Origin of the sequence: Spirulina subsalsa PCC 9445 (assembly GCF_000314005.1) — a bacterium.
Lineage (GTDB): Bacteria > Cyanobacteriota > Cyanobacteriia > Cyanobacteriales > Spirulinaceae > Spirulina_A > Spirulina_A subsalsa.
Window position 1 is genome coordinate 2,124,312 of the sequence record NZ_JH980292.1, and the last position, 24,564, is coordinate 2,148,875.

Below are 24,564 nucleotides of genomic sequence, written 5' to 3' on the forward strand. Positions count from 1 at the left end.
AAGAAAACTTGTCAGCCCTATGAATATTGGCACTCGGTTTGATACCGATGAGATCGCCGCGTCTCTCAATGACCTTCTCGAATTTTTTGATCTAACTGTCTCTAAAGTCTCCCTCAAAGGAACTTGTCTGATGATCATGATTGAGGCTGCTGACGTTCCCGATCAGGATAAGTCCATTAAGCTTGTTCGAGAAAGTCTAACTGAACTAAGCCTTGAATCAATCGAGAAAATAAAAGTTTATGGCAAAAAACAAGGTAATACTTTACCCGACTGGGATCAAGTCTTTCTTTTAGAGTCATCAGCTTATCAGGATAACACCTCATCAGCAATTCAATCGACCATCCAACACACACAAAATCCTTGGCAGGATATGGCTGGTCAAACTGCATCAGAAGTCGCTAAAAATGCCAGCAAAACATGGGATTCCATTATCAACAATCCGACGTGGAATTCTATTCATAAAACTGCCACAGAAGCAGCGAGGAATGTATCAGAAACGATTGATTATTCTATGGATGATAAATTCAAGAAGACTGATCATGTTAATCCTCAAGAACCGCTAGACTTAGCCCAAGTCCCAGAAGTCCAACGGATTGCTTTCTATGGTGCATTATTTGCGATCGCTTTAGCCGATGGCACAATTGACAAAGAAGAAATGGAACTCATTTTCGGCATGATGGATTTAGAAGGAATGTCAGAAAAAGGGAAACGTCTATGTCTATCTTTTATCATTGAAGCCCCTCCTTTTGAATATTGTTTGCAAAAGTTAAAAAATGCAGACGAAAGACTCCGTTACGGCTTAATGGTTAATTTACTTGATGTGGCTTGGGTAAATAATGAAATCGATGAAAAAGAGTTAAAAGCGATTAGTTTAACACAGAAAAAATTCAATATAACCAATGAACAAGTAGTAGCGATTAGCAAATTTGTCAAGCAAGTTCAAAAAATTCGTGAAGGAGGTTTAGATGATAATAAAGCTGCCGATGCGATGAAAACAGCAACAGCAGGATTATCAGCCGTTGGTGTTCCCATTGCGGCGGTTTGGTTTTCTGGTTCAGTTATTGGTTTAAGTGCAGCAGGAATCACGTCAGGATTAGCTGCATTAGGCGCATTGGTGGGTTTAGGGGGAATGATCCCCGGAATTGGGGTGGCGATTTTGTTAGGGACGGGAATTTTTCTAGGAGTTAATAAGTTCTTAGATACAGGAGATAAGCGCAAAAAAGAGGCACTCCAAGCTGAAAGAGAACGTAAAGCGCAATTAGTTATTCAGAATCTTCAAGCATCTCTTAATAGGGTGATAGAAAGAATGGCTGAATTGACTCAAAGCGCGAGTCAGTGTGAAGCTAATAAGCAAGCTATTCTAATTCTAAATGACAAAATGAAAAAACTTCAACAGTTAGTTAATAAAAGAAAAAATGCCAGACACTAAATGGTCTAGAACAAGAACTCTAACAATTTCCATAGGGGTGTGAGACAAGACAGCTTATGCCCCTAACTACTCATTATTTTCTTGATAGTTATCTCTTCACTCCATTAATAAAGTTTAGTCATGTTTTCCGATTCTTTTGTGATCGAACTAAGAGCCGTCTTACAAGCACAGAATCATCTATTACAGCAAATTGAAGATGCGCTTTCAGAACTTGAAGAAAAATTCTCAGATGTCGATGAACAAACCCGACAGATTCAAGAACTTGAAAAAATGATGGCAGAACTGGAAGCCTCTCTTGATTATCTAGAAGCAGATGATTTTGAGGACTTTGATGCTGATCAAATCATTCAACTTTACGAAAATCGTCAAAAATCTGTCTCTCATGAGTTAATAAAAATTGGCTATAAAGATTGGAATAGCTTTGTTCGTCAATGTCAAATTTATACACTAGAAAGAAGAATTGACCCTTTAACTCCTTATGAAAGTTTATTAACCGAAGCTGATCTTCAACAGCTAAAAAGCGAATCTTATAAAGCTCAATATCAATGGGATCAGTTTGATTATATGGCTGTTGGTACAAGTGGAATGTTAGCCGCCTTAACTGATTATTTTTTGGTAGCTATACCCCAAACTATTAATGGTGGTCAATATGCTGGACAATTAGGAAGTCCCCTTACAGCATGGCTCAAACAATATAATATTAATCAATCTGATGATTGGTTTGCTCAATGGACAAAAACCTTAGAGAAAACTTGTAAAACACCTTATGATAATCAAACACTAATTGATGGAATGTCTGCAAAAAGTCACCGCTTTCAATCTTTAGGACATGACCCTGTATTGGGATTTATTTTCGGTATTTTAGATATTATGCGAGGTACGATTACAGGTTTCTCTTATAAAAAATTAATTAACTTGAATGTTCATAAATGGGAATGTCATCCTGTTCCTGAAGCTCAAACTGTTGGACTAATAGAAGCCTTGTTACGTCACCTTGGTCATTTAATTTCCGATGTAGCAACACCGATGGGACTTCCTGCACCTTTTATGACATTGATGCAGGGTATAAACATGGGTAGCTTTGGAGAAAAAAAACGAACGGTTGCTGAAATTGCGCGTTGGATGTATCTAAATGGCTATGATTTTCGACATTTCTTAGTAACAGGAATTACTCCTGCTGTTATTGAAGTAACCCTTAGAGCTTATATTATGTTAAGACACTACTCTGAGAAAAAAGAATTTAAAATTGACATCTGTTCTAATCCTAAATATCGAACCATGCTCTTATCGGCTCATGGAATAGCGACATTAGCCAATGCAGGTAAAATTGCCTTAATGCAAGGGAATCCTTTAGCGATTAATTATGCTCAGTGGTTAGCCTGTATTCGTTATCTTATCCCTAGTATGAAATATTGGGTATTTGACAAACATCAATTAAAGTTAGACCACCTTGAAAAAATCAATGAAGATAACTGGGATAGCTTATTAGATAATAGCGATAAAATCTTGCAGATGGTAACTCAATCTAGTGATCTGATCTATTTAAACTGAAAAAGAGGTCTAGTTAAAACTAGACCCATCTGTTGATTTCAGTTTGAATAAGGGAAAGGGGAGAGGGGGAGAGGGGGAGCAGGGGAATAACCAAAACTCTTGACTATTGCCTTTTCCCGACTCCCTAGGGCGCAAGCATTGCGCCCCTACACCGACTCCCTATTCCCGATTACTCAACTCTCAGCAAGCCCTATTTAATGGTCACTTTCGCGCCAGCTTCTTCAAGCTGTTTCTTGACGGATTCAGCATCATCTTTGCCCGTGGCTTCTTTGATGGGTTTAGGCACAGATTCGACCAATTCTTTGGCTTCTTTGAGGCCTAAGCCTGTGATACCGCGCACGACTTTGAGGATGGCAATTTTCTTGTCGGCGGGGAACTCTTCGAGAATTACGTCGAATTCGGTTTTTTCTTCGACTTCTTCGGCGGGGGCAGCACCACCCGCAGCCGCACCGGGAGCCATCATCATCATGCCGCCAGCCGGAGCCGCAGCCGTCACGCCAAAAGCGTCTTCAATTTGTTTGACCAATTCAGAGGCTTCGAGCAGGGTCAGAGATTTTAGCTTTTCGAGAATTTCATCAGTTGCAGCAGACATTGGTAAACTCCTTATAGATAGAGATAATCATTGTGTTCTGGATTGGGGTCCGCTGTGAGGGCGGACTTTTTTTTGGGGAATTTAGCCCTCTTGGTCTTTTTGAACCTTGGCTTGAACCACGCGACCCACAGAGGCCGGGACTTCGTTGATTCCCCGTGCCACAGATGAAGGCACTTCTTTGATTCCCACTGCCAACTGGGTGGCAATCGAGTTGATCGCCCCAGCAATTTGGGCAATGAGTTCTTCTTTGGAGGGCAGGTCTGCGATCGCCTTAACTTGTTCTTCATTCAAGGCGCGCCCCTGCATCACGCCACCCCGGAATTCAGTCTTCTTACTAACTTTCTTGAATTCCTGGTAAGCGCGAATTGCCCCACCAATATCATCCTTAACGAAAAGGAACGCATTAGAGCCAGACAGAAATTCCGTCATCGGCCGCCAATTGTCATCCTCTTCTACGGCTAACCGCATTAAGGTATTTTTCGTCACCGTACAGACGGTTCCGGTCGGACGTACTCGGTCGCGCAAATCACCGATTTCGCTCACCGAGAGTCCTTGGTAATCGAAAACAACCGTTAATTGCGCCTCACTCAGACGAGTCTTGAGATCGGCGATAATCTCGGCCTTGTTTTCCCGAGTCCTCCCCATGCCTGTCACCTCCTTGTTTGCTTGGGATTGTAGGCATCCTGCGACAACAAGACCCCGACAGATTCGCCGGGGTCAGAGCGTTACAGTTCCCAGCATTGGATTCTCTGTTTGGGACCAGGAATCCAAAGGTAGAAACTGTAACTGACTCCACCTCGGCAGAAAATTAAGTCTGATTCGCTCAATCGGCTTAGACTTCTGCTGTCTTTGGTGTTGTACAGTATGCAGTTGTCTTAGATGCTAAACTACGCTGCATCTAGTTTGAGGTCGCGGAGTGCGTTAATATCCACTTCAATGGCAGGTCCCATAGAAGCCGACACATACACACTGCGCCAGTACCGACCTTTTGCACCGGAAGGACGATTGCGGTCAATCACCTCTTGCAGTGCCTTTAAATTGGTCAATAAATCTTCCGAAGAAAATGATGCCTTACCAAACATAACATGAACGATGCCCGTTCGGTCAGCCCGAAATTCTTGTTTCCCGGCCTTGAACTCATCAATGGCACCCGCTAAGTCCATCGTAACCGTCCCTGCCTTGGGTGAGGGCATTAAGCCTCGTGGCCCCAACAAACGCCCTAATTTAGCCACTTGGGGCATCATATCCGGGGTGGCAATGACCAGATCAAAATCCATCATGCCTTTTTGGATTTCTTCAATCAGTTCTTCAGATCCCGCAATATCTGCCCCGGCATTGTTGGCTTCTGCCACTTTTTCCCCCCGCGCAATCACGGCCACGCGCACGGTTTGCCCAGTGCCTTTGGGGAAGGAAACCGTTGTCCGTAATTGTTGGTCTGTGTATTTAGGGTCAATGCCTAAACGAATATGGGCTTCTGCGGTTTCGTCGAACTTCGCAGTTGCCGTTTCTTTTAATAAATTCAGCGCTTCTAACGGCTCATAGGTGCGCTTTTCGACCTTAGCCTGAGCCTCTTGCAAACGACGGGAAATTTTTTTTACCATGTTTTCTCCTTGGGTCTTAACGAAGCGTCCGCCTCTCCCCAATACAGTTGTCTTAATTTGTGCAGGGATTATTCAGCCGCGACTTTAACGCCCATGTTTTTGGCGGTTCCGGCAATAATGCGCATGGCCGCTTCTACATCATTGGCGTTGAGGTCGGGCATTTTGGTTTCCGCAATCTTGCGGAGTTGGTCTTGAGTAATGGTTGCCACCACTTGTTTATTGGGTTGGCTCGCGCCTTTTTCAATGCCAGCCGCTTTTTTGATTAACACCGAAGCGGGAGGGGTTTTGAGAATAAAGGTGAAACTCCGGTCTTCATAGATGGAGATTTCCACCGGAACAACCATCCCCGCTTGATCGGCGGTTTTGGCGTTGTACTCTTTCACAAAGGCCATAATATTGACCCCGTGTTGACCCAAAGCTGGACCAACGGGAGGGGTAGCGGCCGCTTTACCTGCTGGCAAAGCTAATTTCACTAAGGCAACAACTTTTTTCGCCATTTCTAGCTCTTCTTCTCTACCTGATTAAATTCCAATTCCACAGGTGTATCGCGCCCGAAGATGGAAAGCAAGGCTTTGAGTTTGCTCCGTTCAGGGCTAACTTCAATCACTTCGCCTTCAAAATCTTTAAACGGACCCGACAATACCATAATTTGATCCCCGACGGACATATCCACTTTGACCACGGGTTCTTGTTCTTGGGCGTGTTTGAAGATCCGCTCAATTTCTGAGGGACTCAGGGGAACAGGTAAGACATGACCCCGCCCTCGGCCGTAGCGGCGCTTCTGTTCGGCTCCCACAAAGTTAATCACATTGGGGGTGCTTTTAACGGCTTGCCACGATTCATCATCAAGCAGCATTTGCACCAGAACATAACCGGGGAAAACTTTTTCTTCGCCGTGGATGCGTGTCCCGTCTTTGCGCACCTTAACGGTGGGCGTTTGGGGAATTTGCACTTGCAGGATGCGGTCGGTCACATCTAGGGTACGAATGCGCTGTTCTAGGTTGGCCTTAACCCGCTTTTCGCAGCCTGACGCGACCTGCACGGCATACCAGCGTGCTGTTTTCGGTTTGCTGTTTTGCAGGGGGGTTTCTTCCTGTTCTGCGTTGTTAAACTCTTCGGGTTCGTCAGTGGGAAAAATCATCAGAACACCGTCCTACTTAACCAAACAAACAGATTATCTACAAAGTAAATGGTGGTGGCGACTAATGTCACCATCAGAATCACGGCGGCAGATTCGCTGATCAGTTGCTGGCGGGAAGGCCAGACGACTTTCGAGAGTTCCTCGCGAGATTCCTGGAGGAACTCTACCGGACTGAAGTCTGAACCGGATGCTTTGTCGGTTTCCTTGGAGGAAACTACTTCTGCGTTTTTGGGTTTACTTTTGGCGTTTTTGGGAGAACTGTCTTGAGGTTGGTTGCCTCCATTGGAGTTCTCTTGGTTCGCGACGTTTTTTTTGGCCACAACTTCCTCCTCGGATGATCGAGTTTTGCGCGCTGAGTAGCAGGTTTTGGTTGGGGTGAATCAAGGGAGTTAAAGGGTTTGACAGCACTTACTTTAAGCGGGGATTCAGAGCCAACACTCCCAATATTAAGCTTGAAGAGGCTACTCTTCAAAATGCTACTGGCTCTAGGATAAGTTGCCTTAAGATAACTTAATCCCGAATTCAAGACCGAACTTAGCCCCAAGGGGGAAAGCTCTCAGTCTGTGCGCTGTGCCCAAGTTCACCCTTTTGCGAAACTGCGTTCGCCTAGCGTCACGAAGTGAATCGCTTGCTCTAATCACTCTAGCCTCAGATTGTTTTGGGGCGGGGAGGTTAACCCTTCAGAAAGTGGGGTTTAAACATGACCTGACTTTCCCCCCAAAGCTCATTCCCTTGTTGACGCACTCCATCAAGGGGAAGGAATGATCTGATTTTGAGGTTAGACGCGCCCTGGAGGACTTGAACCCCCGACATCAGGTTTTGGAGACCTGCGTTCTACCAACTGAACTAAGAGCGCAAGCAGACCCTTGAGTGTTGCTGTTTTCTTTGGGTTAGAATTCCAACTTGTGATTCCAACCTGTAGGGATTTAGCAAGCTTGGGTGATCTGGCTCGTAATCCAGTTTAACGCAAAAGGGGAAATTTTGGGCAGCCTTTCCCATTCAACCGGAAAAAGTTTTTTATAAAGCTCGATCGAAACGTTGTTTGATCCGAGTGGCTTTACCCACGCGATCGCGCAGATAATACAATTTGGCGCGACGCACTTTCCCTCGGCGCACAATTTTAATCTCGGCGATCCTAGGAGAATGGAGTAAGAACACCCGCTCTACGCCAACCCCTTGGAAAATCCGCCGCACGGTAATGGTTTCATTAATGCCCCCATTCCGTTTAGCAATGACTGTCCCTTCATAGGGTTGAATCCGTTCTTTGTTTTCGCCTTCTTTAATCCGTACACCGACCCGCACTGTGTCACCCACATGGATGATCGGCAGGTCATCTTTTAGCTGTTCTGCTTCAATCGACCGAATAATTTCTTCTGCATTCATGGCGTTGCCAAAAACTCACAGCTTTCTAGTGTAGCATGGTTTTATCGCGATTGAATAACTTGTCCTGAAGAAATTATGCTAAATCCTCAAGAAATTGTCCCCTCAGTCGCCCTAGAATCGGCACAGGAGGGAGAACTCAAGAGTTGTGTGGTGCAAAAGGCGATCGCCAACTTAGGAATCCCCCAAATCCATCGTCACCTATTCCTCTGTGCCGACCAAACGAAACCCAAATGTTGCCCCAAGGAGCAAGGTCTAGCCACTTGGGATTACCTCAAGGGACGGTTGAAAGAATTGGGATTAGACACCCCCAGCGCCGACCGCCCCAGCTGTGTCTTTCGCACCAAAGCCAACTGTCTCCGCATTTGTACTGAAGGTCCGATCTTATTGGTGTATCCCGATGGAGTCTGGTATGGTAACGTCACCCCAGAAGTCATGGAACGAATTATTCAAGAACACTTATTACAAAATCAGATTGTTCAAGATTACGTTTTGTGTAGTCATCCCCTATCCCCTGTTTCCCTTGTCACTGTACCCCCACAAGGGCAGGAAAGAGATCCCCGAGGAGGAAACTTGTAAAAAAACAAGAGGAATCCCAATTCTTAGGGGATAATACAGAGACTAGACTACAAAACCGGAACACCTCCTCCCATGATGGTGAGTATCAGGCGATGAAAGACAACGCGCAAAAAGATAGCAAGAAACTATTATTAATTGACGATGACCCTAATTTAATCCTCTTAGTCAAAGATTATTTGGAATTTAGGGGGTATCAAGTGGTCACAGCAGAAAATGGTCGAGAAGCTCTGGATATCTTGGAACAGGAGATTCCCGACATGATCATTTGTGATGTGATGATGCCGGAGATGGATGGTTACGCCCTAGTGGAACACGTCCGAGATAACCCCCAAACCAGTTGGATTCCCTTCTTATTCCTCTCGGCCAAGGGACAAAGCCAAGACCGGGTTAAAGGGTTGAGTAAAGGGGCAGATGTTTATATGGTGAAGCCCTTTGAACCGGAAGAGTTAGTGGCACAGGTGGAATCTTCACTCAAACAGGCTAATCGCTTGATTCATCACAATAAAGGATCTGAATTAGGGCAAACCTTACAAGTTCCCGAGGGAGTGGAACTCACCCCCACAGAATTAAAAGTGGTGCAATTGGTCGCTCAAGGGATGGCGAACCGAGATATTGCCGTCCAACTGAAGGTCAGCCAGCGCACCATTGAAAGTCATGTGTCGAATATGCTCAACAAGACCAATCTACATAATCGGACAGAATTAGCTCGTTGGGCAATTGAGAGCAATAAAGCCTAAAACCCCGTCGCTTCGGCGCGGGGATTGTCAGCAAAGTTAGCTCACGCCGTACTTCTGTATTTATCAGGGTCAAGGGTCGGTCAAGGGGAAAAAACCGGAATTTGGGCAATATTGCCTAAAGCGGGATGAATTTTCCGTCATTTGGCGGATGTTTTTTTTCGTTCATTGAAAATATTTGTTTAAAATTCCGTGAAGATCCCGAAAATTGCATAAGATGAAGGAAGTCACCTTTTTTGGTTTAGTTTTGAAGCGTTCCTCCTCGCACGAAGCGCTATTGCACTCCCCTATCCTATGACTTCTATGGTCAAACCTTTGTTTTCCTCTGACTGGTCTTATGCAAAACCACTCTTGTTACTGTCAACAGTGCGGATTACAGCCAGTTCACCGACTTGGGTGGAGGGGGATGACGTTCCGACGGTTATGATTCCGACGGATTACGCTTTTTCTGCTTATCCTCCTTTACAAGTCGCTGATCTTTCTCTTGATATGATTGAACCCGAAGTTGCTGCGGATCCCCTCAACAGCCCTCATCCAATTCCTTGGAATTGGGTCATGGCAACTTATGTGGAATTTGGTCAAAGTTCCTATACTGAACCTCGGTATTATCGCAGTCCCGCCTTGGTGTCCCCTGATGGCGAATACGCGGCCTATAGTCGCATTCAAATGTATATGGATCAGAATCTCTATGGCAGTCGTGTCACCAGTGTTATGTTTTTAGAGAACCTAAGAACTGGAGATTTGCAAACCATTACAGCGACTTCTCCTTTAGCGGGGAATCCCTTTAATGACAATGAGGAGGCTTATCAACCGGGGGCGATTTCCATTTTAATTCCGGTGTCTTGGTCTGAAGGAGGCGATCGCCTTTTAGCCCGACAATTTGAAGGATTATTTAGTACCTCCGAGGCTTCCGACTATGGCGTAGTATGGGATCGGATTCACAATCGCACCTCTACTGTCTCTCCCACGCGCATTCAGTACACCAACGCGGTGTTATTGGGCTGGAGTACCCTTTACCCTCAACAGGTCTTATTTCGCGCTGGAACCCTCGGAGATGACCACTGGCCCCTATGGGCGGTGAATTACGACAATGAAACCACCTTGGCATCGGAAGATCGTCCCGTAGTCTATGGTCAAACTCAAGCTCCTGTTTGGACTGGTCCCCAAGCCAAATGGTAAAAGCAGGAGGGCAATTATCGATGATCAATTATACTGATTGGACACAAGTTCCCATTTGATCGGGAATTCACCCTCATGGGAGAGAATACTAGGGAAGGCTGATCCATACAGCATCTTCCTAGATCCTCTATGAAACTCCGCACAAAAACCTTACTCCTCATTAGTTTGAGTCTTTTAAGTCTCATCGGGGTTCTCTATAGCAGTTTGTCAGTGATTCTGTTACAGAGTTTTGCCCAATTAGAAACCCAAAATACGGAACGAGATGTTAGACGGGTAGAAAAGGCTTTAGCACAAGAACTATCTCAACTCGGTGTCACGAATAAGGACTGGTCTCATTGGGACGCAACTTATCAGTTTTTTTTAGATCAAAATGAGGAATATATTGCAGAAAATTTAGAAGAATCAACGTTTCTAACCCTGCAATTAAATTTAGTATTAATGATCACGATACAAGGAAAAGTTATCTTTAGTCAAGGGTTTGATCTAGGAGCAGAAGAAACAGTAGAAGTGAGTAGTCACTTATTACAAAAATTGGACTCTAATCACCGATTAATTAAACAATCTTCGCTCAATAGTTCAGTTCAAGGACTCTGGAAAGTAGATGACAAAATTATTTTAGTTTCGGCTTATCCTGTACTGACTAGCGGTCACCAAGGACCGATTAAAGGGGTGATGATTATGGGACGTTACTTAAATCAAGCCCGAATTAAAAAAATAGCAGAACAAACTCAATTAATTATGAATTTTTATTTGATTGATTCTGATAGTTTATCTCAAGAGTTACAAGCAATCGTAGAAAAATTAAGGGTACAAGAACAAGATATTTTTGTGCAAATTTTAGATCAGAATAATATTGCAGGTTATCGATTACTGAATGACATCGAAAATGATAATCAAGTACTTTTAGAAGTCAGGTTACAACGGGACATTTATCAAGAGGGACAACGAGCTTTACGCTATTTAATCGCCTCATTATTCGTTGTGGGGGGGGTGTTTGGTGGGCTAACGGTGGTTTTATTAGAAAAGTTGGTGTTAGCGCGATTAGCGCGTTTGAGTAATGCGGTGGAAGCGGTCGGAGAGAGTCACGATTTAACCTTGCGTGTACCGATGCAGGGCAGTGATGAGTTAAGTGAATTAGGGCAGTCAATCAATGGGATGTTAACCCAACTGGAACAAGGAGCGGCTGAGTTGGCGCGGGAGCGGGAAAAGGTGGAACGTTTGTTATTGAATGTGTTGCCGGAATCTATTGCCGATCGACTGAAAAAGGATGAGGGGGCGTTCGCGCAGCGTTCCGAAGGAATCGCGGAATTTTTTGAGGAGGTGACGATTCTGTTTGCGGATATTGTGGGTTTTGCGCCATTATCCTTACGGCTTCCCCCAGTGGAAGTGGTGAATTTACTCAACGAGATTTTTTCGGCTTTTGATGCTATTGCCCAGCGTTTGGGGTTAGAAAAAATTAAGACGATTGGGGATGCTTATATGGTAGCCGGAGGATTGCCCACACCGCGCCCAGATCATGCGGAGGCGATCGCAGAAATGGCATTAGGGATGTTGCAAGCGTTAGACCGCTTTCAAGGCTACAAAGGTGAAACCTTCCAGATTCGTGTTGGCATTAATACCGGAGTCGTAGTGGCTGGGGTGATTGGAACCCAGAAATTTATGTATGATCTTTGGGGAGATACAGTCAATGTGGCCGCACGGATGGAGTCTCATGGAGAACCCGGAAAAATTCAAGTTACTGAAGCCACCTATGAGCGTTTAAAGGGTAAGTATGAGCTTGAAGAGCGAGGCATGATTGCGCTTAAAGGACGAGGGGAAATGTTGACTTATTGGCTTAATTCAAGGTGCAGTCTATCCAGAAGTTAATTGCTTGTACCTCGAATATAGGATAATCTACTCTACAGACCTTCATCCTAGATTTTGATTAATGTTTAACATTGTTCGGTTTCATTTTCTCCAAGAAAAACCTATTTTGAGCAATGGAATTATTGCTACTCTTGTAGTGATAACTGTCTTACTGTTCAACCTATTGTTTAAATTTGATGGAAACATCACAGGCTTTTTTCGCATTGGTAGTGAGTTCCCCCTTTCCCCCTATCTCAACCCAGAAACTACCTTTGTCTATCCTAATGAAGTGGGGCATGACGGACAGCAATTCTTAACTATTGCCTTAGATCCAACACTACTAAATCCTGATACCATTAACGCATTAGATGCCCCTAATTATCGCTATCGTCGCATTTTATATCCTTTGTTAGGTTATGTTTTTGGGTTGGGACAATCTCCCCTAATTCCTTGGGCAATGGTTCTGTTAAATGGGACGTTGATTGTTTTATTAGTTCTCGTGATAAGCTTGACTTTAAAAGCTTATAACCATTCACCACCTCACGGTTTATGGGTACTATCCATTCCTAGTATTTGGATGGCTTTTATTCTATCAACCGCCGATTTATTAAGTAGCTTTTTATTAGTCTTAGCGGTTTATTTTTATCGCAAAGGTAGCCCAATTTTAACAGGAATTTCTATTGCTTACTTATGTTTGACGCGGGAAAATCTACTCATTATTTGGCTGGCTTTTGTTTTATGTAGTATCTGGGAGCGTCGCTGGTTGCAATTGCTACATTTAGGTTGGTCATGGCTACCGATTGCCTTGTGGAGTTTCGCGATTTCTCGACGTTCTGATCTTCCAACATCTTCGGTTTTAGAACAAGTTTTTACCTATCCTTTGGGTGGAGTATTTAGCAAAATTAGCTTACTGTTTACACAAGAAATAGTTGCAAAAACCGCGTTTGAGTGGTACAATTTTTTCCTATTAATGCTCGTATTCGGCGCAACATTTTGGTTCTGTTTCCGGCAATTAAAGCTGAATAAAATTGTGTTAATATGCACAGCAATTTTAACCGGATTACTACTGATTAGTAACATCAAAATTCTAGGGTACTATTTGGATTATTTACGAGTTTATATGCCTGCCTATTTTTTGCTGCTTTTAACCCTAGAATCTCACCGAGTTAAAACAGGACTCTTTGCGGGGGCTAGTTTATCTAGTCTTGCCTTTCTTGTGCTGCATAATTAGGGCTTTCTGCTATGATTCAGCAGACCTGAATTAGGATAAAAGGTTATACTTCAAGATACAGAAGATTGCGCGAAAACCATCTTTCCAGCCAATTTTTTTCCCTTCTTTGTAGGTACGACCATAATAGGAAATCCCAACCTCATAGATTCTGCAATTGAGTTTAGCCACTTTTGCGGTAATTTCTGGTTCAAAGCCAAAGCGATTTTCTTGGATTCTCAGAGATTGAATAATTTCTCGTCTAAAGGCTTTATAACAAGTCTCCATGTCCGTTAAGTTGATATTAGTCAACATATTGGATAAAAGAGTTAGGAATTTATTCCCTACCATGTGCCAAAAATAAACAACACGGTGAGGTCTTCCCCCTTGAAAACGAGAGCCAAAAACCACATCTGCTTTACCTTGAACAATAGGTTCTATCATCAAGGGATATTCTTGGGGATCATACTCTAAATCAGCATCTTGAACAATAACAATTTCCCTAGTTGCGGCCGCGAATCCTGTTCGTAATGCCGCCCCTTTACCCCGATTTGTGGGGTGATAAATGACTTGATCAACGATAGATTCGATTTGGGATTTTAAAATTTCTCTTGTGCCGTCAGTTGAACAATCATCAACAATAATAATTTCACAATCAATGGGGGATTGTTTGACGGCTTCGACAACTTGGTAAATCGTGCCGACTTCGTTATAACAGGGGATGATAACGGATAATTTCATAGGGGGAGAGTTAGGATAGGGTACAGGGGAACAAGATCCAAGGGTAGATTTAGAGAGGGGGGGGGATTGGGGAAGGAATAGGATGTTTTTTAATTACGGTGCAGAAGTTATTCATCCCTAGTTGAAAGTATTGGTGATAAAAGTCTTGAAATCCCGCTTGAATGACTAAAGATTGTTTTAGTTTTTGTCGGTTATAGTATCTTTTATGATCTCGGATTTCCGCTTCACTAACTAATTTTAAGCGATAGGCTAAAAATTCTAAAATGGGCTGGGCCCAAAGGGAGGGAACGGTGAGGATAAGTTTTCCGTTAGGGACGAGAACGCGATGAATTTCTTGGAGAATAGCCTGTTCATGTTCGATGTGTTCTAGAACCGCTAACATGGTGACAATTTCAAAACTTTGGTCAGGAAAAGGGAGTTGGTGGTCTAGTCTGAGTTTTAGGGTTTCAATATTACCTGTTTTATGGGGTTGAACTTTAAAATCAACTCCAACCCCTTTTTTAATATGATGAGAAATGGACTGTAAAAAACACCCAGAAACTCCACAACCAATATCTAATAAGATAGAGTGAGGGGGAATATGTCGGACGACTCGTTGAGTGCGAAATTGCCGTAAAAGCGGTTCTAAAAGGGGTTCAGGCATGGGCAAAAAGGAGGTTTAAAGATGTTGTTGAGTCAAGTTACCCCTCCCATAAGGGGATGGGCTTGTCTCTAGGACGCGAAGAAAGTATTGTTCCGCTTGGCTGGGGGTAAATTGGAGGAGTTGGCGATCGCCTAATTCCAAAACTATACTAGGAGAAAAGGGCGTGACTTGCAGCGCGGCGATCGCCTGTTGTCCAATGGCGCGACCTAACAACGGAGGCACAGAATTCCCCACCTGTCGGAATCCGTGCCACTTCGTCACATGAAAACTAAACCAATCAGGAAAGGAATGTAAACGCGCTGCTTCCCGCACAGAAATCACTCGTTCATACTCCGGATGTAAAGGACGGGCTGAGGTGTGTCTCCCTCGTTCTGAAGAAGTCCCTGCCCGCAACGTACAGCAGTATTCCTCCCAGCCCAACTTGCGTAAACGACTAATACCCTCCCGTTGCCCCGAAGGAGTTTGGCGAAACCGTTCAATGGTGCTTTCTTGGTGTTGAGTGCGGCGAAATCCCGTCAAGCAATGAGGGTCCCAGCGACGGGGATAGGCCAAATTTCCCCTATCCCCCCTACCTCGTAATCGTCCCCCATAGGGGCTTATCGCGTCCTCTAATGCCCTTAATTCCCTCGAAGAGAGCCACAACTCATCACTCTGGTAAAGATGGGGAAAATCGTCTAAATTGGGCAAATCCTGCAACGCATCCCGCACCGTGGGGGGATTCTTTTGAACGGGGGGATAACAGAATTTCGCAGCCCCCTCTTGACAACCTAACAAAAACAACCGTTTTCGAGTTTGAGGCACTCCAAAATCCACCGCATTGAGGATTCTAACCCGTTCTGTAATTTGATACCCGGCCCCTCTTAATTCCCGTTTTAACCGTCGTAACAGATACTGGTTTTTTTGCTGTTTCAATCCGGGGACATTTTCTAAAACAAAATAACGCGGTTGTAACTCCTTCACTAAGCGACAAAATTCAAAAATTAATTGATTACGCGCATCCTTGGGATTGCGAGGGCCAATAATAGAAAACCCTTGACAAGGCGGCCCTCCAAAAACGAGATCAATTTGTTGTAACTGGGGGACTTGTTGCCCCATTAAGCTTAAAATATCTGCCCCGGAAACGGTCGTAATATCAGCACACAAAACCCGTGTCTGGGGGAAATTATAGTGATAAGCTGCCGCGTGAATGGGGTCTTTTTCTATGGCAACTACAACATCAAACCCCGCTTGTTCCATACCCAACGAAAACCCCCCCACCCCGGCAAATAAATCTACCGCAATAGGTCGTCTAGAAGGAGATAAGGGAACAGTAGGGGCATTCATGAAGCAATGGCTGATCATCGAATGGCTTGCCATGGGAGAGTAGCACGTCATGCCTACAATGGGGGTCACAGTTTGTGTTTAGGGATTTTATCACAAGCACAGTCCAAATCATGGGCTACTTCTTTTGAATCAAAAGTGTTGAATGTTAGTAAAAAACTTGACAATTCATTTAACACATATAAGTGTACCTTTAAAGTGCTACAATTAATTACTGGAATACTCATCAAAGCAGTGGGGCTGGGGCAACTCCGAGGAGAAGCCCGCAACTTGCCGCCTAAGCGGTCGGTTTTGGGAGTATGTCACGGAGGTTGGGCAATTTGACAAATCAAGGCCAGATTTTAGTAATTGGTGGCGGTGCAGCAGGTTTTTTTGGGGCGATTACGGCGGCCGACTGTGGGGCGAGGGTGACGATTTTGGAGGCGGGACGAGCGCCTTTAGGGAAGGTGCGGATTTCCGGTGGGGGGCGCTGTAATGTGACCCATCATTGTTTTGAGGTGGCTTTGTTTAGTCAGAATTACCCTCGCGGGGGGAAGGCGCTGCGAGGGGCTTTAACGCGCTTCGGGGCGAGGGATACGGTGGCTTGGTTTGAGTCGCGGGGGGTGCGGTTGAAGGCGGAGGGGGATGGGCGTATGTTCCCGGTGACGGATGATTCTGGGACAATTGTAGATTGTTTGCTGGGGACGGCGCGGGAGGTGGGGGTTATCTTGCGGACGGGCTGCCCGGTGCAGGGGGTAAAACCCTTGGAGTCGGGGGGGTTTGAGGTGGGGTTGAAGTCGGGGGAGGGGTTACGGTGCGATCGCCTTCTCATCGCCACAGGAAGTCATCCCACAGGCTACCGTTGGGCGCAAACCCTTGGTCATCAAGTGATTCCCCCGGTTCCCTCTCTCTTTACCTTCAATCTAAAAGACCCGCGTTTACAAGGTTTAGCGGGATTAAGTGTCGAGTCTGTCACCGTTACGTTACAAACCCCCGGTAAGACTAAATTCAGTCAAACCGGACCCATTTTAATCACCCACTGGGGACTGAGTGGCCCCGCTATTTTGAAACTCTCGGCTTGGGGGGCGCGAGTTTTACAGGAACATCAGTATAAACTCCCGTTACGGATCAATTGGCTGCCTGAATTTAACCCGGAAACCCTCCGTCAACATCTTTTAGCCACGAAACAAGCCACCCCTAAGCGCAAAATCAGCAATTATTGTCCGGTTGACCTGCCAAAGCGTTTATGGCAGCGTTTTTTAACAACGGTGGGCATCGAAGAGGAACGGATTTGGACAGAGTTAACCAAGGCCGCCCTGAATGCCTTAGTGCAGGAATTAACCGGGGGAGAATATCACATTCTGGGGAAAGGGGTTTTTAAGGAAGAATTTGTTACCTGTGGCGGGATTAAATTAAGCGAAATTAATTTTAAAACCATGGAGAGTCGTTGTTGTCCGGGGCTTCATTTTGCTGGAGAGATTCTAGATATTGATGGCATCACCGGAGGGTTTAATTTCCAAAATGCTTGGACTACAGGTTGGTTAGCCGGACAAGGACTAGGGAATAGCCAATCTTGACAAGTTAAGGCTCAACGTTAGAAGTCAAGGGAACGGGGAACGGGGGGTCAGGAAAATCCGGTTGTGTCCAAAATTGAAGACCCTATAAAATAGGGTCGTCCAAGTTATTAGACGCTATATAAGCGAAGATTCGTTAAAACCTTCCAGAGTGACAGAAGAGAGCTAGGTGTGGTGTGTTTTTTTCAGCCAGTCCTACTGATTTTCGTCGCCGTGCGCAAAATTTGCCCAGCTAAAATGGCCGCCCCAAAACCATTATCAATGTTCACCACTCCAACTCCGGCCGCGCAGGAATTCAACATAGACAGCAAGGCCGCTACCCCGGCAAAATTTGCCCCATACCCCACACTGGTGGGAACGCCAATCACCGGACAATTGGCTAATCCCCCCACCACACTCGGCAGCGCCCCCTCCATCCCTGCCACCACAATTAATACATCTGCATTATCAATCAGGTGACGATTACTCAAGAGGCGCTGAATCCCCGACACTCCCACATCCCAGAGTCGCTCAACGCGAAAACCGAATAATTCCGCCGTGATGGCCGCCTCTTCTGCAACGGGTAAATCGGCTGTTCCTGCCGTTAAGATGGTGATTTGACCTAAAAGGTCTGGATTGGGTTCAGGATGCCCTAGAGCGCAAATTCTCGCCCTTTCGTGATAGATCACGTCGGGGATATGAGCCTGAATGGTGGCGGCGACGGTGGGAGAAACGCGAGTCGCGAGGATGACGGCTTGATGGGGGCGCATTTTCTCCATAATCTGGATGATTTGTTCGGGGGTTTTATCTTGTCCCCAAATCACTTCGGGAAATCCTGTGCGCGCTTGCCGTTGGGTGTCGATTTTGGCGAAATGATCGACGGATTCATAGCTGAGTTGCCGGAGTTTCTCTTGGGCCAGGGTGGGGCTTAAATACCCGGCGGAAACAGCTTCTAGGATTTGGAGGATGTTTGGATCGGTCATGGATGGAGGGGGAGTCGGGAGTCGGGAGTCGGGAGAGGGGGAGACGGGGAGAGGGGGAGAGAGGGAGAGTTGATAATGATTACCTATTCCCTATTCCCTATTCCCTGTTCCCCATTCCCCTATTCACTGGCAATCGTTAAATTAGGGAGATCCCAGAATGCACCACCGAGGGCGGAGAATTCGATGCCTTGAATGCGATCGCGCACAGCACTTAAAGATAAAGGATTCACCAAGTAAATAAAAGGTAAATACTCGTTAGTAATTTGCTGACTTTCTACATAAATCGCCTTGCGTCTGTCAAAATCCAATTCTCTCGCCCCGGCAATGTATAAATCCGCGATGCGGTTTTCCCAGTCGGCCACTTGCCAGCCCTCAATCGGTTCTCGTCCCGCTTGGGGTTTTTGGTTAAACATATGTAGGTTTCCTTCAGGAAACCACACATTCGCCCCGTCGTTAGGTTCATTTCCCCCCGTTAATCCTAACAGACAACATTCCCATTGCAAGGAGTTACTGAGACGATCTACTAACACATTAAAAGCCAAGGGCGCATAATCAATTTGCATCCCCAATTGTTCTAAATCTTGCTTAATTTGAGAAGCCATCGCCTCCCGGATTTTGTTGCCCGCATTGGTTATTAAAGACCAGCGCACTAAGTTTCCCTGATCATCTAATAACTGCCCGGCTTCATTGTATTGAAACCCGGCTTCTAATAACAATTCTTTCGCCCGTTCTGGGTTGTAGTCATAGCCGATTAAACTGTCATCATGAAAGGGAGATTGAATGGAAATGGGAGAATTTTGTTTTCTTCCTAAGCCCCGATAGAGGTTATTAATCATCCGTTGACGGTCAATACCGTAGGCGACAGCTTGACGGAATTTGACGTTATTAAACCACCGGGAACGGATGGGATCAACTAAGGGTCTACCGTTACGACTGCCTTGGTTTAAGTTAAAGGTAATAAAGCTTGTCCCGTAAGCGGGGCCGCCGTTATAGATCGTGAATTTTCCTCGCTCTTCTTCCCGTTTTAATAGGGAATAAAAGTCTGGGGCAACACTAATAGAGTCTAAACTACCAGAGCGGAATTGCAAGAATGATGTATCGGTGGATTCAACAATTTGCCAGACCACTCGTTCAATAAAAGGTTTCTGTTCCCCGGTGGGTTTTGTATCCCAATAAAAGGGATTTTTTTCAAAAATAACGCGCTGACTGGTGGTGTAATTTTTGAGAACATAGGGGCCATTAAAAACAATCTCTTCGGGGGGGGTATCAATGCCCCATTTCGACATAAATAAAGGTCGGCCGCTTGAGTCTTTTTGTTCGACGGATTCTCGCAGGGCGTGGGCGGGTAAGATGGGGAGTCCGGTGTTGGCGAGGAAGGGGGCAAAGGGTTCAACGACGGAAAATCTAACTCGTCGTTCGTCTACTTTTTCCACTTCGGGCAGGACTTGATCTTGTCCCACTCTTAAGCTATCTCTGGCGTTGGAGGGGATGTCTTCGTTGAGGTAAAGTTGATTGTAGGTAAAGACAACATCATCAACGGTTAATGGTTCTCCATCGGACCATTTTAAGTTTTCTTTGAGGGTGAAGGTTAAACTTAATTGATCGTCGGAATAGTCCCAAGATTCGGCTAAGACGGGTTCAATTTCTCCGGTGATTGGGTTTTCTCTCACTAACCCATCATAGGTTAAGCCAAAGATGTTGGGGGATTCTGCCGAAAGGACGGCGTTAAAGGTTTTCGGGTCACTTAAGATGCTTAACACCAGTTGGGGAACTTGGGCAGCTTGGGAGACGAAGAGGGAACGACAGCCGGAGAGAATACCGGAAAAGGCGATCGCTCCTAAGAGTAACATTACCCAAAACCGTCGCCATTTGCCCATTGTGCGGAAAGTTAAAAGGGCCATCATATCATCAGTCAGTGGGTCAATTCTATCCAAGGTATCACGGTTTTTCGGGATTCGCCCAGTTTACAATCGCCTCGGTGAGGCCTTCGAGGGTGAATTCTACCGCTTCCACATCGACGCGCTGAAAGAGTTCCTCACAAGTCTGGGAAGTTTGGGGGCCAATGGATGCCAGACAGAGGTTTTTCAGTAAGGGGGAAACCGTTTCAAGTCCTACCGCTTGGCTTAACAGTTGTTCAAAGTAGCGCACGGTTTTAGAACTGGCGAAGGTGATCACGTCGATTTTCCCCTGTTGTAGGGCGCTCAGGGCGGTTAGGTCAATGGTTGCCGGACAACCGGACTCATAGGCCGCCACTTCGGTTATCTCAGCCCCCTGGTGGCTTAGTTCTTCGACTAATACTGTCCTCCCTCCGGTTTCTACGCGGGGAAATAGGATCTTTTTCTTGGCGAGGGATTCGGGGAAATGTTCAACCAGGGCATCGGCGACGAAGTTGGGGGGGATAAAATCCGGTTGGAGGCCCCGTTTTTGTAGGAATTTGGCGGTTTTCTTACCCACTACGGCAATTTTGACCCCAGCGAGACAACGGATATCTTGTTCTAGGGTCGCGAGACGGTTAAAAAAGAACTCTACCCCGTTAGCGGAGGTGAGGATGAGCCAGTCAAATTGGGGGAGTTGCGCGATCGCCTGATCCAATCCTTCCCAACTACTCGGCGGCGTAATCTCTAGCGTCGGCATCTCCATCACCCTCGCCCCTTGTTGTTCTAACAAGGTGCTAAAAATGCTGGCCTGTTCCGCAGACCGGGTGACGAGGACGGTTTTTCCCGCTAAGGGAGAGGACTGGGGGGATTGAAAGGTATTCTGTAAGCTCACAACTTCGCCCACGACGATAATACAAGGGGACAGGGCAACCCCTGCCGTTTTCTCTACAATATCAGCTAAGGTTCCCACCCAAGTCTGTTGGTTCGGGCTGCCTCCATTCTGGATGATGGCGACGGGGTGGCTGGGGAATTTGCCCTGATTTTTCAACTGTTCCACAATCTGGGGCAGATTACGACCCCCCATAAGCAATACAAGTGTATCTATTTGAGCCAGAGCTTGCCAGTTGAGGGTATGGGGTGCGTGGGCGCTGAGGACGGCAAAACAACCGCTTAAGTGTTTGTCCGTGAGGGGAATTCCGGCTAAAGCGGGGGCAGCGAGGGCGGAGGAGAGGCCGGGGACAATTTCAAAGGCACAATGGGCCGCTTGTAGGGCTTCTACTTCTTCCCGCGCCCGCCCGAAGATCAGGGGATCTCCACTTTTGAGGCGAATAACCTGTTTCCCTTTTTGGCAGTATTTCACTAGGAGTTGATTAATTTCCCCTTGAGGGGTGCTAGGTTTGCCCCCCCGTTTGCCTACGTCGATGACCTCACACTGGGGGGGAACATACTGTAACAGGTCATCCTCAACGAGGGCATCATAAATCAGGACTTCTGCCTGTTTTAGGAGGTTTAGGGCTTGTTGGGTCAGGGTGCCTCGGTTTTGGACTCCAGCCCCGACTAAGTAGACTTTTCCAGAGGATCTCATAGTTCATCAGGGGGCTAGAGGATTAAGCCTAAACTTAAGACTAAACCTGTCCAAAAGTGAAGTTTTACGGCAATAAATTTGCAGTTGCGCACCTTGTCCGGTTGATTGTGGTATTGCCCCACATGATGCACTAATTCGTAGGCTACAGGCACTGTGAAGAACAAAAGGAGAGTCCAAGGGGAAAAGTAGCCTAAGAGGATGAAAAGGGGCGTAAGGACGTATAAACTGGCCGTAGAGACAGCCAAAACGGTGGAGCCTTTGGCGGTGCCGAGACGGACAATGGGGGAACGCTTCCCGGCGGCTAAGTCGTCTTCGACTTGGTGGAAATGGGAACAAAACAGGATAATGGCGGTGCTAATCCCCACAAAGAGGGAAGCGCCCCAGAGGGTAGGAGAGGGGGGGGAGGCTTGGGAGTAACAGACGGCGAGAAAGGTCAGGGGGCCAAAGGTGATTAAACAGATCAACTCCCCTAATCCTTGGTATCCTAAGCGGAAGGGGGGGCCTTGGTAGGTATAGCCTAATGCACAGGCGAGGGCGATCGCACCGAGGACACGCCAATCCTGTTGGAAAAAGGCGATCGCACCAATCCCACTAATACCAACCAGTAAACAGGCATTACTGAGCCAAAAAACCAGAGATTTGTTCCCGGTTAAATTCACCACGGAATGGGCTTTATTTTGATCAATTCCTGTCTCTGAATCAAAAACATCATTACTCAAATTAATCCAAGCAATCACCGCAATTCCTGAGATTAAAAACAGCCCAAATAGAAACCCATTGATCTGGCCTATTACCCCATAAACGGCCGCCGTTGCGACAGAAATCGGTGTAATTGCAACGGTGTACATGGGGGGCTTAATGGCAGCCCACCAAAGTTCACGACGTGACTCTGGGGAAAAATTTGTCGTAGTCATGGGACAGAAAACACCTTTGTTCGATACTATGAATAAAAAACTTCCTCAGTCGAATCATGCTGCTCTGACTGAGAACCAGAGAGTGCATCCTAAGCAACTGCCAACGGACAGCAACTGCTAACGGACAGCAACTACGACCGGGAAACATCCTCCCTAGACATCTCATTTCTGTCAAGACAATTTTAATAAAAATATAAAAAAATTCACGTTTTTGCCCCCATGTCAGCCATTCCCTGTCTTGCCGATCTCACCCTAGAATCTCACGAACTGTACAATTCCCTCTGGAATTGTCAACAACAAGCGATTGCTTTAAACTGTCCCCAAATCGTCAGTTTAGCCCAGTCTATCCCCCCCCTTGATCCCTTACTCTTTTTACAGGAATATTTACGCCCCCATCAACTCCATTTTTATTGGGAGAACGGTAAAAAACAAACGGCTATTGCTGCAATGGGGCAAGTGTTAGCGGTTCATTTTTCGGGTCAAAAACGCTTTGAGGAAGCGGAAGCTTTCATCACTGAACATCAGAAAAAAATTCTCAAAATTACCACCAATTCCCAGCCGATTAATCCGGCTAAATTTTTTGCAACTTTTACCTTTTTTGACCAAGCTATCCAGAGCCAATCCTGTTTTTCTCCCGCGACGGTCTTTTTCCCCCAAGTTCAAATTACACGACGACAGAATCATTATAGCTTAGTTCTCAATTTCTCGATTCACCCTCAATCCAATTTAAACAAAATCTTAGAAGAGATTAATCATTTTCAGCAAAAGGTAAACCAAATTTGTCAAAAAAGTAACTACTGGAAACTCTCAGAAAATCTTCCCTATACTTCCTCTTTAGAAACCGTTGCAAATTATCCGCAAAACTTCAAAAAATCGGTAAAATCTGCGCTCAATCTCATTGCTAAAAATAAATTAAATAAAATCGTATTAGCCCATAGTTTAGATGTTATTTCTCCTGTGGCGTTTCAGTTAATCCACTCCTTATATAATTTACGGCAAAAACACCCAGATTGCTATATTTTCTCCACCAGTAATAAACAGGATCAATATTTCATCGGGGCGAGTCCTGAACGGTTGATGAGTTTGTGGCATGGGCAGTTAGAAACCGATGCTTTAGCCGGATCTGCCCCCCGAGGCCAAAACCCACAACAGGATGTAAAACTTGCCCAACTGTTATTAAATAGTGAGAAAGAAAAACGGGAACACCAAGCGGTAAGCTATTATATTGTCCAACAACTCAAAAAGTTAGGCATTACGGCTCACAGTTCCCCCTTGCAGTTGTTAAAACTAGCGAATATTCAACACCTTTGGACTCCGATTCAAGCCCCAGTTCCCAGCCATCTCCATCCGCTCAAAATTTTAGCCCAACTCCATCCTACTCCGGCGGTAGCGGGTTTACCTAGCCAAATGGCTTGTCAGCAGATCCAAGCTTATGAGCTTTTTAATCGGGAACTCTATGCTGCACCGTTAGGCTGGTTAGATATGGCGGGGAATAGTGAATTTATTGTGGGGATTCGTTCGGCTTTAATTACGGGAAATCAAGCCCGTTTGTATGGTGGGGCGGGGATTGTGGCAGGTTCTGATCCAGAGAAGGAATTAGCGGAGGTTCAGTTAAAGTTACAAACTATTTTAAATACTTTAATTTAAGGGTTTAGGGATAAATAATCAAAAAGGCCTGCTTTTTTCAACTCCCCCCCTGTTCCCCGTTCCCTAACCCCACGAGTAGAGTTA

22 protein-coding genes, 1 tRNA gene and 1 pseudogene are annotated in these 24,564 nt (G+C 45.6%); 9 read left to right on the top strand and 15 right to left on the bottom strand.

The features are described 5' to 3' along the window. Positions 1–19: 19 nt before the first annotated feature. Together SPI9445_RS0109885 and SPI9445_RS0109890 are read left to right on the top strand one after the other, a co-directional pair. Positions 20–1,429: a tellurite resistance TerB family protein gene (locus SPI9445_RS0109885; RefSeq protein ID WP_017304587.1), complete on the top strand. Its 1,410-nt coding sequence runs from the start codon at positions 20–22 to the stop codon at positions 1,427–1,429. A gap of 120 nt (positions 1,430–1,549) precedes the next feature. Beyond that, positions 1,550–2,980, top strand: a complete 1,431-nt coding sequence (locus SPI9445_RS0109890; RefSeq protein WP_017304588.1) for a hypothetical protein — start codon at positions 1,550–1,552, stop codon at positions 2,978–2,980. A 190-nt stretch (positions 2,981–3,170) separates the two neighbouring features. On the opposite strand, the gene rplL is transcribed toward SPI9445_RS0109890, so the two are convergent. From rplL to rplS, 8 genes and pseudogenes are all read right to left on the bottom strand, one after another. After that, positions 3,171–3,572, bottom strand: a complete 402-nt coding sequence (gene rplL / locus SPI9445_RS0109895; protein ID WP_017304589.1) for a 50S ribosomal protein L7/L12 — start codon at positions 3,570–3,572, stop codon at positions 3,171–3,173. Positions 3,573–3,653: 81 nt separating this feature from the next. Further along, positions 3,654–4,217, bottom strand: a complete 564-nt coding sequence (gene rplJ, locus SPI9445_RS0109900; protein WP_017304590.1) for a 50S ribosomal protein L10 — start codon at positions 4,215–4,217, stop codon at positions 3,654–3,656. Positions 4,218–4,459: 242 nt separating this feature from the next. After that, complete coding sequence (gene rplA, locus SPI9445_RS0109905; protein ID WP_017304591.1) at positions 4,460–5,173, bottom strand: 50S ribosomal protein L1; 714 nt, start codon at positions 5,171–5,173, stop codon at positions 4,460–4,462. Between the two features lie 68 nt (positions 5,174–5,241). Further along, complete coding sequence (rplK, locus tag SPI9445_RS0109910; protein ID WP_017304592.1) at positions 5,242–5,670, bottom strand: 50S ribosomal protein L11; 429 nt, start codon at positions 5,668–5,670, stop codon at positions 5,242–5,244. Positions 5,671–5,672: 2 nt separating this feature from the next. Beyond that, complete coding sequence (gene nusG, locus SPI9445_RS0109915; RefSeq protein WP_017304593.1) at positions 5,673–6,314, bottom strand: transcription termination/antitermination protein NusG; 642 nt, start codon at positions 6,312–6,314, stop codon at positions 5,673–5,675. Next, positions 6,314–6,535 (bottom strand): annotated as a pseudogene (secE, locus tag SPI9445_RS29195) (preprotein translocase subunit SecE); the annotation flags it as partial. The pseudogene secE and the gene nusG, both read right to left, overlap by 1 nt. A gap of 562 nt (positions 6,536–7,097) precedes the next feature. Next, a tRNA-Trp gene (locus SPI9445_RS0109930) sits at positions 7,098–7,170 on the bottom strand. A gap of 161 nt (positions 7,171–7,331) precedes the next feature. Then, complete coding sequence (rplS, locus tag SPI9445_RS0109935) at positions 7,332–7,697, bottom strand: 50S ribosomal protein L19 (protein ID WP_017304595.1); 366 nt, start codon at positions 7,695–7,697, stop codon at positions 7,332–7,334. A gap of 75 nt (positions 7,698–7,772) precedes the next feature. On the opposite strand from rplS, the gene SPI9445_RS25085 reads away from it, so the two are divergent. The 5 genes from SPI9445_RS25085 (at position 7,773) to SPI9445_RS0109960 (ending at position 13,262) form a co-directional block, all read left to right on the top strand. Beyond that, complete coding sequence (locus tag SPI9445_RS25085; RefSeq protein WP_017304596.1) at positions 7,773–8,273, top strand: (2Fe-2S) ferredoxin domain-containing protein; 501 nt, start codon at positions 7,773–7,775, stop codon at positions 8,271–8,273. Between the two features lie 92 nt (positions 8,274–8,365). Beyond that, complete coding sequence (locus SPI9445_RS0109945; RefSeq protein WP_017304597.1) at positions 8,366–9,010, top strand: response regulator transcription factor; 645 nt, start codon at positions 8,366–8,368, stop codon at positions 9,008–9,010. Between the two features lie 348 nt (positions 9,011–9,358). Continuing rightward, on the top strand, positions 9,359–10,186 hold the full coding sequence (locus SPI9445_RS0109950; RefSeq protein WP_202803670.1) for a hypothetical protein: 828 nt from the start codon (positions 9,359–9,361) through the stop codon (positions 10,184–10,186). 129 nt (positions 10,187–10,315) lie between these two features. Further along, positions 10,316–12,052 (top strand): adenylate/guanylate cyclase domain-containing protein, encoded by a 1,737-nt coding sequence (locus SPI9445_RS0109955; protein ID WP_017304599.1) that lies wholly within the window; start codon positions 10,316–10,318, stop codon positions 12,050–12,052. 61 nt (positions 12,053–12,113) lie between these two features. Next, positions 12,114–13,262: an AZOBR_p60025 family cell surface glycopolymer formation protein gene (locus SPI9445_RS0109960; RefSeq protein WP_017304600.1), complete on the top strand. Its 1,149-nt coding sequence runs from the start codon at positions 12,114–12,116 to the stop codon at positions 13,260–13,262. Between the two features lie 30 nt (positions 13,263–13,292). Here the strand turns inward: SPI9445_RS0109960 and SPI9445_RS0109965 are convergent, their stop codons facing one another. From SPI9445_RS0109965 to SPI9445_RS0109975, 3 genes are read right to left on the bottom strand one after another with little or no spacing between them, the layout of a single operon-like run. Further along, positions 13,293–13,979, bottom strand: coding sequence for a glycosyltransferase family 2 protein (locus tag SPI9445_RS0109965; RefSeq protein WP_017304601.1), 687 nt, complete (start codon positions 13,977–13,979; stop codon positions 13,293–13,295). A 49-nt stretch (positions 13,980–14,028) separates the two neighbouring features. Then, entirely contained in the window at positions 14,029–14,622 is a 594-nt protein-coding gene (locus SPI9445_RS0109970) for a class I SAM-dependent methyltransferase (RefSeq protein ID WP_017304602.1), read from the bottom strand. A gap of 15 nt (positions 14,623–14,637) precedes the next feature. Then, positions 14,638–15,945: a DNA cytosine methyltransferase gene (locus SPI9445_RS0109975; protein ID WP_017304603.1), complete on the bottom strand. Its 1,308-nt coding sequence runs from the start codon at positions 15,943–15,945 to the stop codon at positions 14,638–14,640. 296 nt (positions 15,946–16,241) lie between these two features. On the opposite strand from SPI9445_RS0109975, the gene SPI9445_RS0109980 reads away from it, so the two are divergent. Continuing rightward, positions 16,242–17,498, top strand: a complete 1,257-nt coding sequence (locus SPI9445_RS0109980) for a BaiN/RdsA family NAD(P)/FAD-dependent oxidoreductase (protein ID WP_017304604.1) — start codon at positions 16,242–16,244, stop codon at positions 17,496–17,498. A gap of 182 nt (positions 17,499–17,680) precedes the next feature. On the opposite strand, the gene larB is transcribed toward SPI9445_RS0109980, so the two are convergent. From larB to menA, 4 genes are all read right to left on the bottom strand, one after another. After that, the gene (larB, locus tag SPI9445_RS0109985) at positions 17,681–18,457 is read right to left on the bottom strand and encodes a nickel pincer cofactor biosynthesis protein LarB (protein ID WP_017304605.1); all 777 of its coding nucleotides are present in this window, start codon (positions 18,455–18,457) and stop codon (positions 17,681–17,683) included. A gap of 119 nt (positions 18,458–18,576) precedes the next feature. Further along, positions 18,577–20,358 (bottom strand): ABC transporter substrate-binding protein, encoded by a 1,782-nt coding sequence (locus SPI9445_RS0109990; protein ID WP_017304606.1) that lies wholly within the window; start codon positions 20,356–20,358, stop codon positions 18,577–18,579. Between the two features lie 37 nt (positions 20,359–20,395). Then, positions 20,396–21,919 carry a uroporphyrinogen-III C-methyltransferase gene (gene cobA / locus SPI9445_RS0109995; protein WP_017304607.1) on the bottom strand — a complete coding sequence of 508 codons (1,524 nt, stop codon included), beginning with the start codon at positions 21,917–21,919 and terminating at the stop codon, positions 20,396–20,398. Positions 21,920–21,933: 14 nt separating this feature from the next. Beyond that, positions 21,934–22,833, bottom strand: coding sequence for a 2-carboxy-1,4-naphthoquinone phytyltransferase (menA, locus tag SPI9445_RS0110000; protein ID WP_026079671.1), 900 nt, complete (start codon positions 22,831–22,833; stop codon positions 21,934–21,936). A 219-nt stretch (positions 22,834–23,052) separates the two neighbouring features. Here menA and SPI9445_RS0110005 point away from each other — a divergent pair, with 219 nt between their 5' ends. Beyond that, positions 23,053–24,480, top strand: coding sequence for an isochorismate synthase (locus SPI9445_RS0110005; RefSeq protein ID WP_017304610.1), 1,428 nt, complete (start codon positions 23,053–23,055; stop codon positions 24,478–24,480). Positions 24,481–24,564: the final 84 nt, after the last annotated feature.

Bases quoted from the DNA above. Each gene is read 5' to 3' on its own strand.
- cobA (WP_017304607.1), bottom strand. From the start codon at position 21,919: ATGAGATCCTCTGGAAAAGTCTACTTAGTCGGGGCTGGAGTCCAAAAC.
- SPI9445_RS0110005 (WP_017304610.1), top strand. From the start codon at position 23,053: ATGTCAGCCATTCCCTGTCTTGCCGATCTCACCCTAGAATCTCACGAA.
- rplS (WP_017304595.1), bottom strand. From the start codon at position 7,697: ATGAATGCAGAAGAAATTATTCGGTCGATTGAAGCAGAACAGCTAAAA.
- rplL (WP_017304589.1), bottom strand. From the start codon at position 3,572: ATGTCTGCTGCAACTGATGAAATTCTCGAAAAGCTAAAATCTCTGACC.
- SPI9445_RS0109990 (WP_017304606.1), bottom strand. From the start codon at position 20,358: ATGGCCCTTTTAACTTTCCGCACAATGGGCAAATGGCGACGGTTTTGG.
- larB (WP_017304605.1), bottom strand. From the start codon at position 18,457: ATGACCGATCCAAACATCCTCCAAATCCTAGAAGCTGTTTCCGCCGGG.
- SPI9445_RS0109970 (WP_017304602.1), bottom strand. From the start codon at position 14,622: ATGCCTGAACCCCTTTTAGAACCGCTTTTACGGCAATTTCGCACTCAA.
- rplK (WP_017304592.1), bottom strand. From the start codon at position 5,670: ATGGCGAAAAAAGTTGTTGCCTTAGTGAAATTAGCTTTGCCAGCAGGT.
- SPI9445_RS0109885 (WP_017304587.1), top strand. From the start codon at position 20: ATGAATATTGGCACTCGGTTTGATACCGATGAGATCGCCGCGTCTCTC.
- SPI9445_RS0109965 (WP_017304601.1), bottom strand. From the start codon at position 13,979: ATGAAATTATCCGTTATCATCCCCTGTTATAACGAAGTCGGCACGATT.
- SPI9445_RS0109980 (WP_017304604.1), top strand. From the start codon at position 16,242: ATGTCACGGAGGTTGGGCAATTTGACAAATCAAGGCCAGATTTTAGTA.
- SPI9445_RS25085 (WP_017304596.1), top strand. From the start codon at position 7,773: ATGCTAAATCCTCAAGAAATTGTCCCCTCAGTCGCCCTAGAATCGGCA.
- SPI9445_RS0109890 (WP_017304588.1), top strand. From the start codon at position 1,550: ATGTTTTCCGATTCTTTTGTGATCGAACTAAGAGCCGTCTTACAAGCA.
- menA (WP_026079671.1), bottom strand. From the start codon at position 22,833: ATGACTACGACAAATTTTTCCCCAGAGTCACGTCGTGAACTTTGGTGG.
- SPI9445_RS0109975 (WP_017304603.1), bottom strand. From the start codon at position 15,945: ATGAATGCCCCTACTGTTCCCTTATCTCCTTCTAGACGACCTATTGCG.
- rplJ (WP_017304590.1), bottom strand. From the start codon at position 4,217: ATGGGGAGGACTCGGGAAAACAAGGCCGAGATTATCGCCGATCTCAAG.
- SPI9445_RS0109960 (WP_017304600.1), top strand. From the start codon at position 12,114: ATGTTTAACATTGTTCGGTTTCATTTTCTCCAAGAAAAACCTATTTTG.
- SPI9445_RS0109945 (WP_017304597.1), top strand. From the start codon at position 8,366: ATGAAAGACAACGCGCAAAAAGATAGCAAGAAACTATTATTAATTGAC.
- SPI9445_RS0109955 (WP_017304599.1), top strand. From the start codon at position 10,316: ATGAAACTCCGCACAAAAACCTTACTCCTCATTAGTTTGAGTCTTTTA.
- nusG (WP_017304593.1), bottom strand. From the start codon at position 6,314: ATGATTTTTCCCACTGACGAACCCGAAGAGTTTAACAACGCAGAACAG.
- rplA (WP_017304591.1), bottom strand. From the start codon at position 5,173: ATGGTAAAAAAAATTTCCCGTCGTTTGCAAGAGGCTCAGGCTAAGGTC.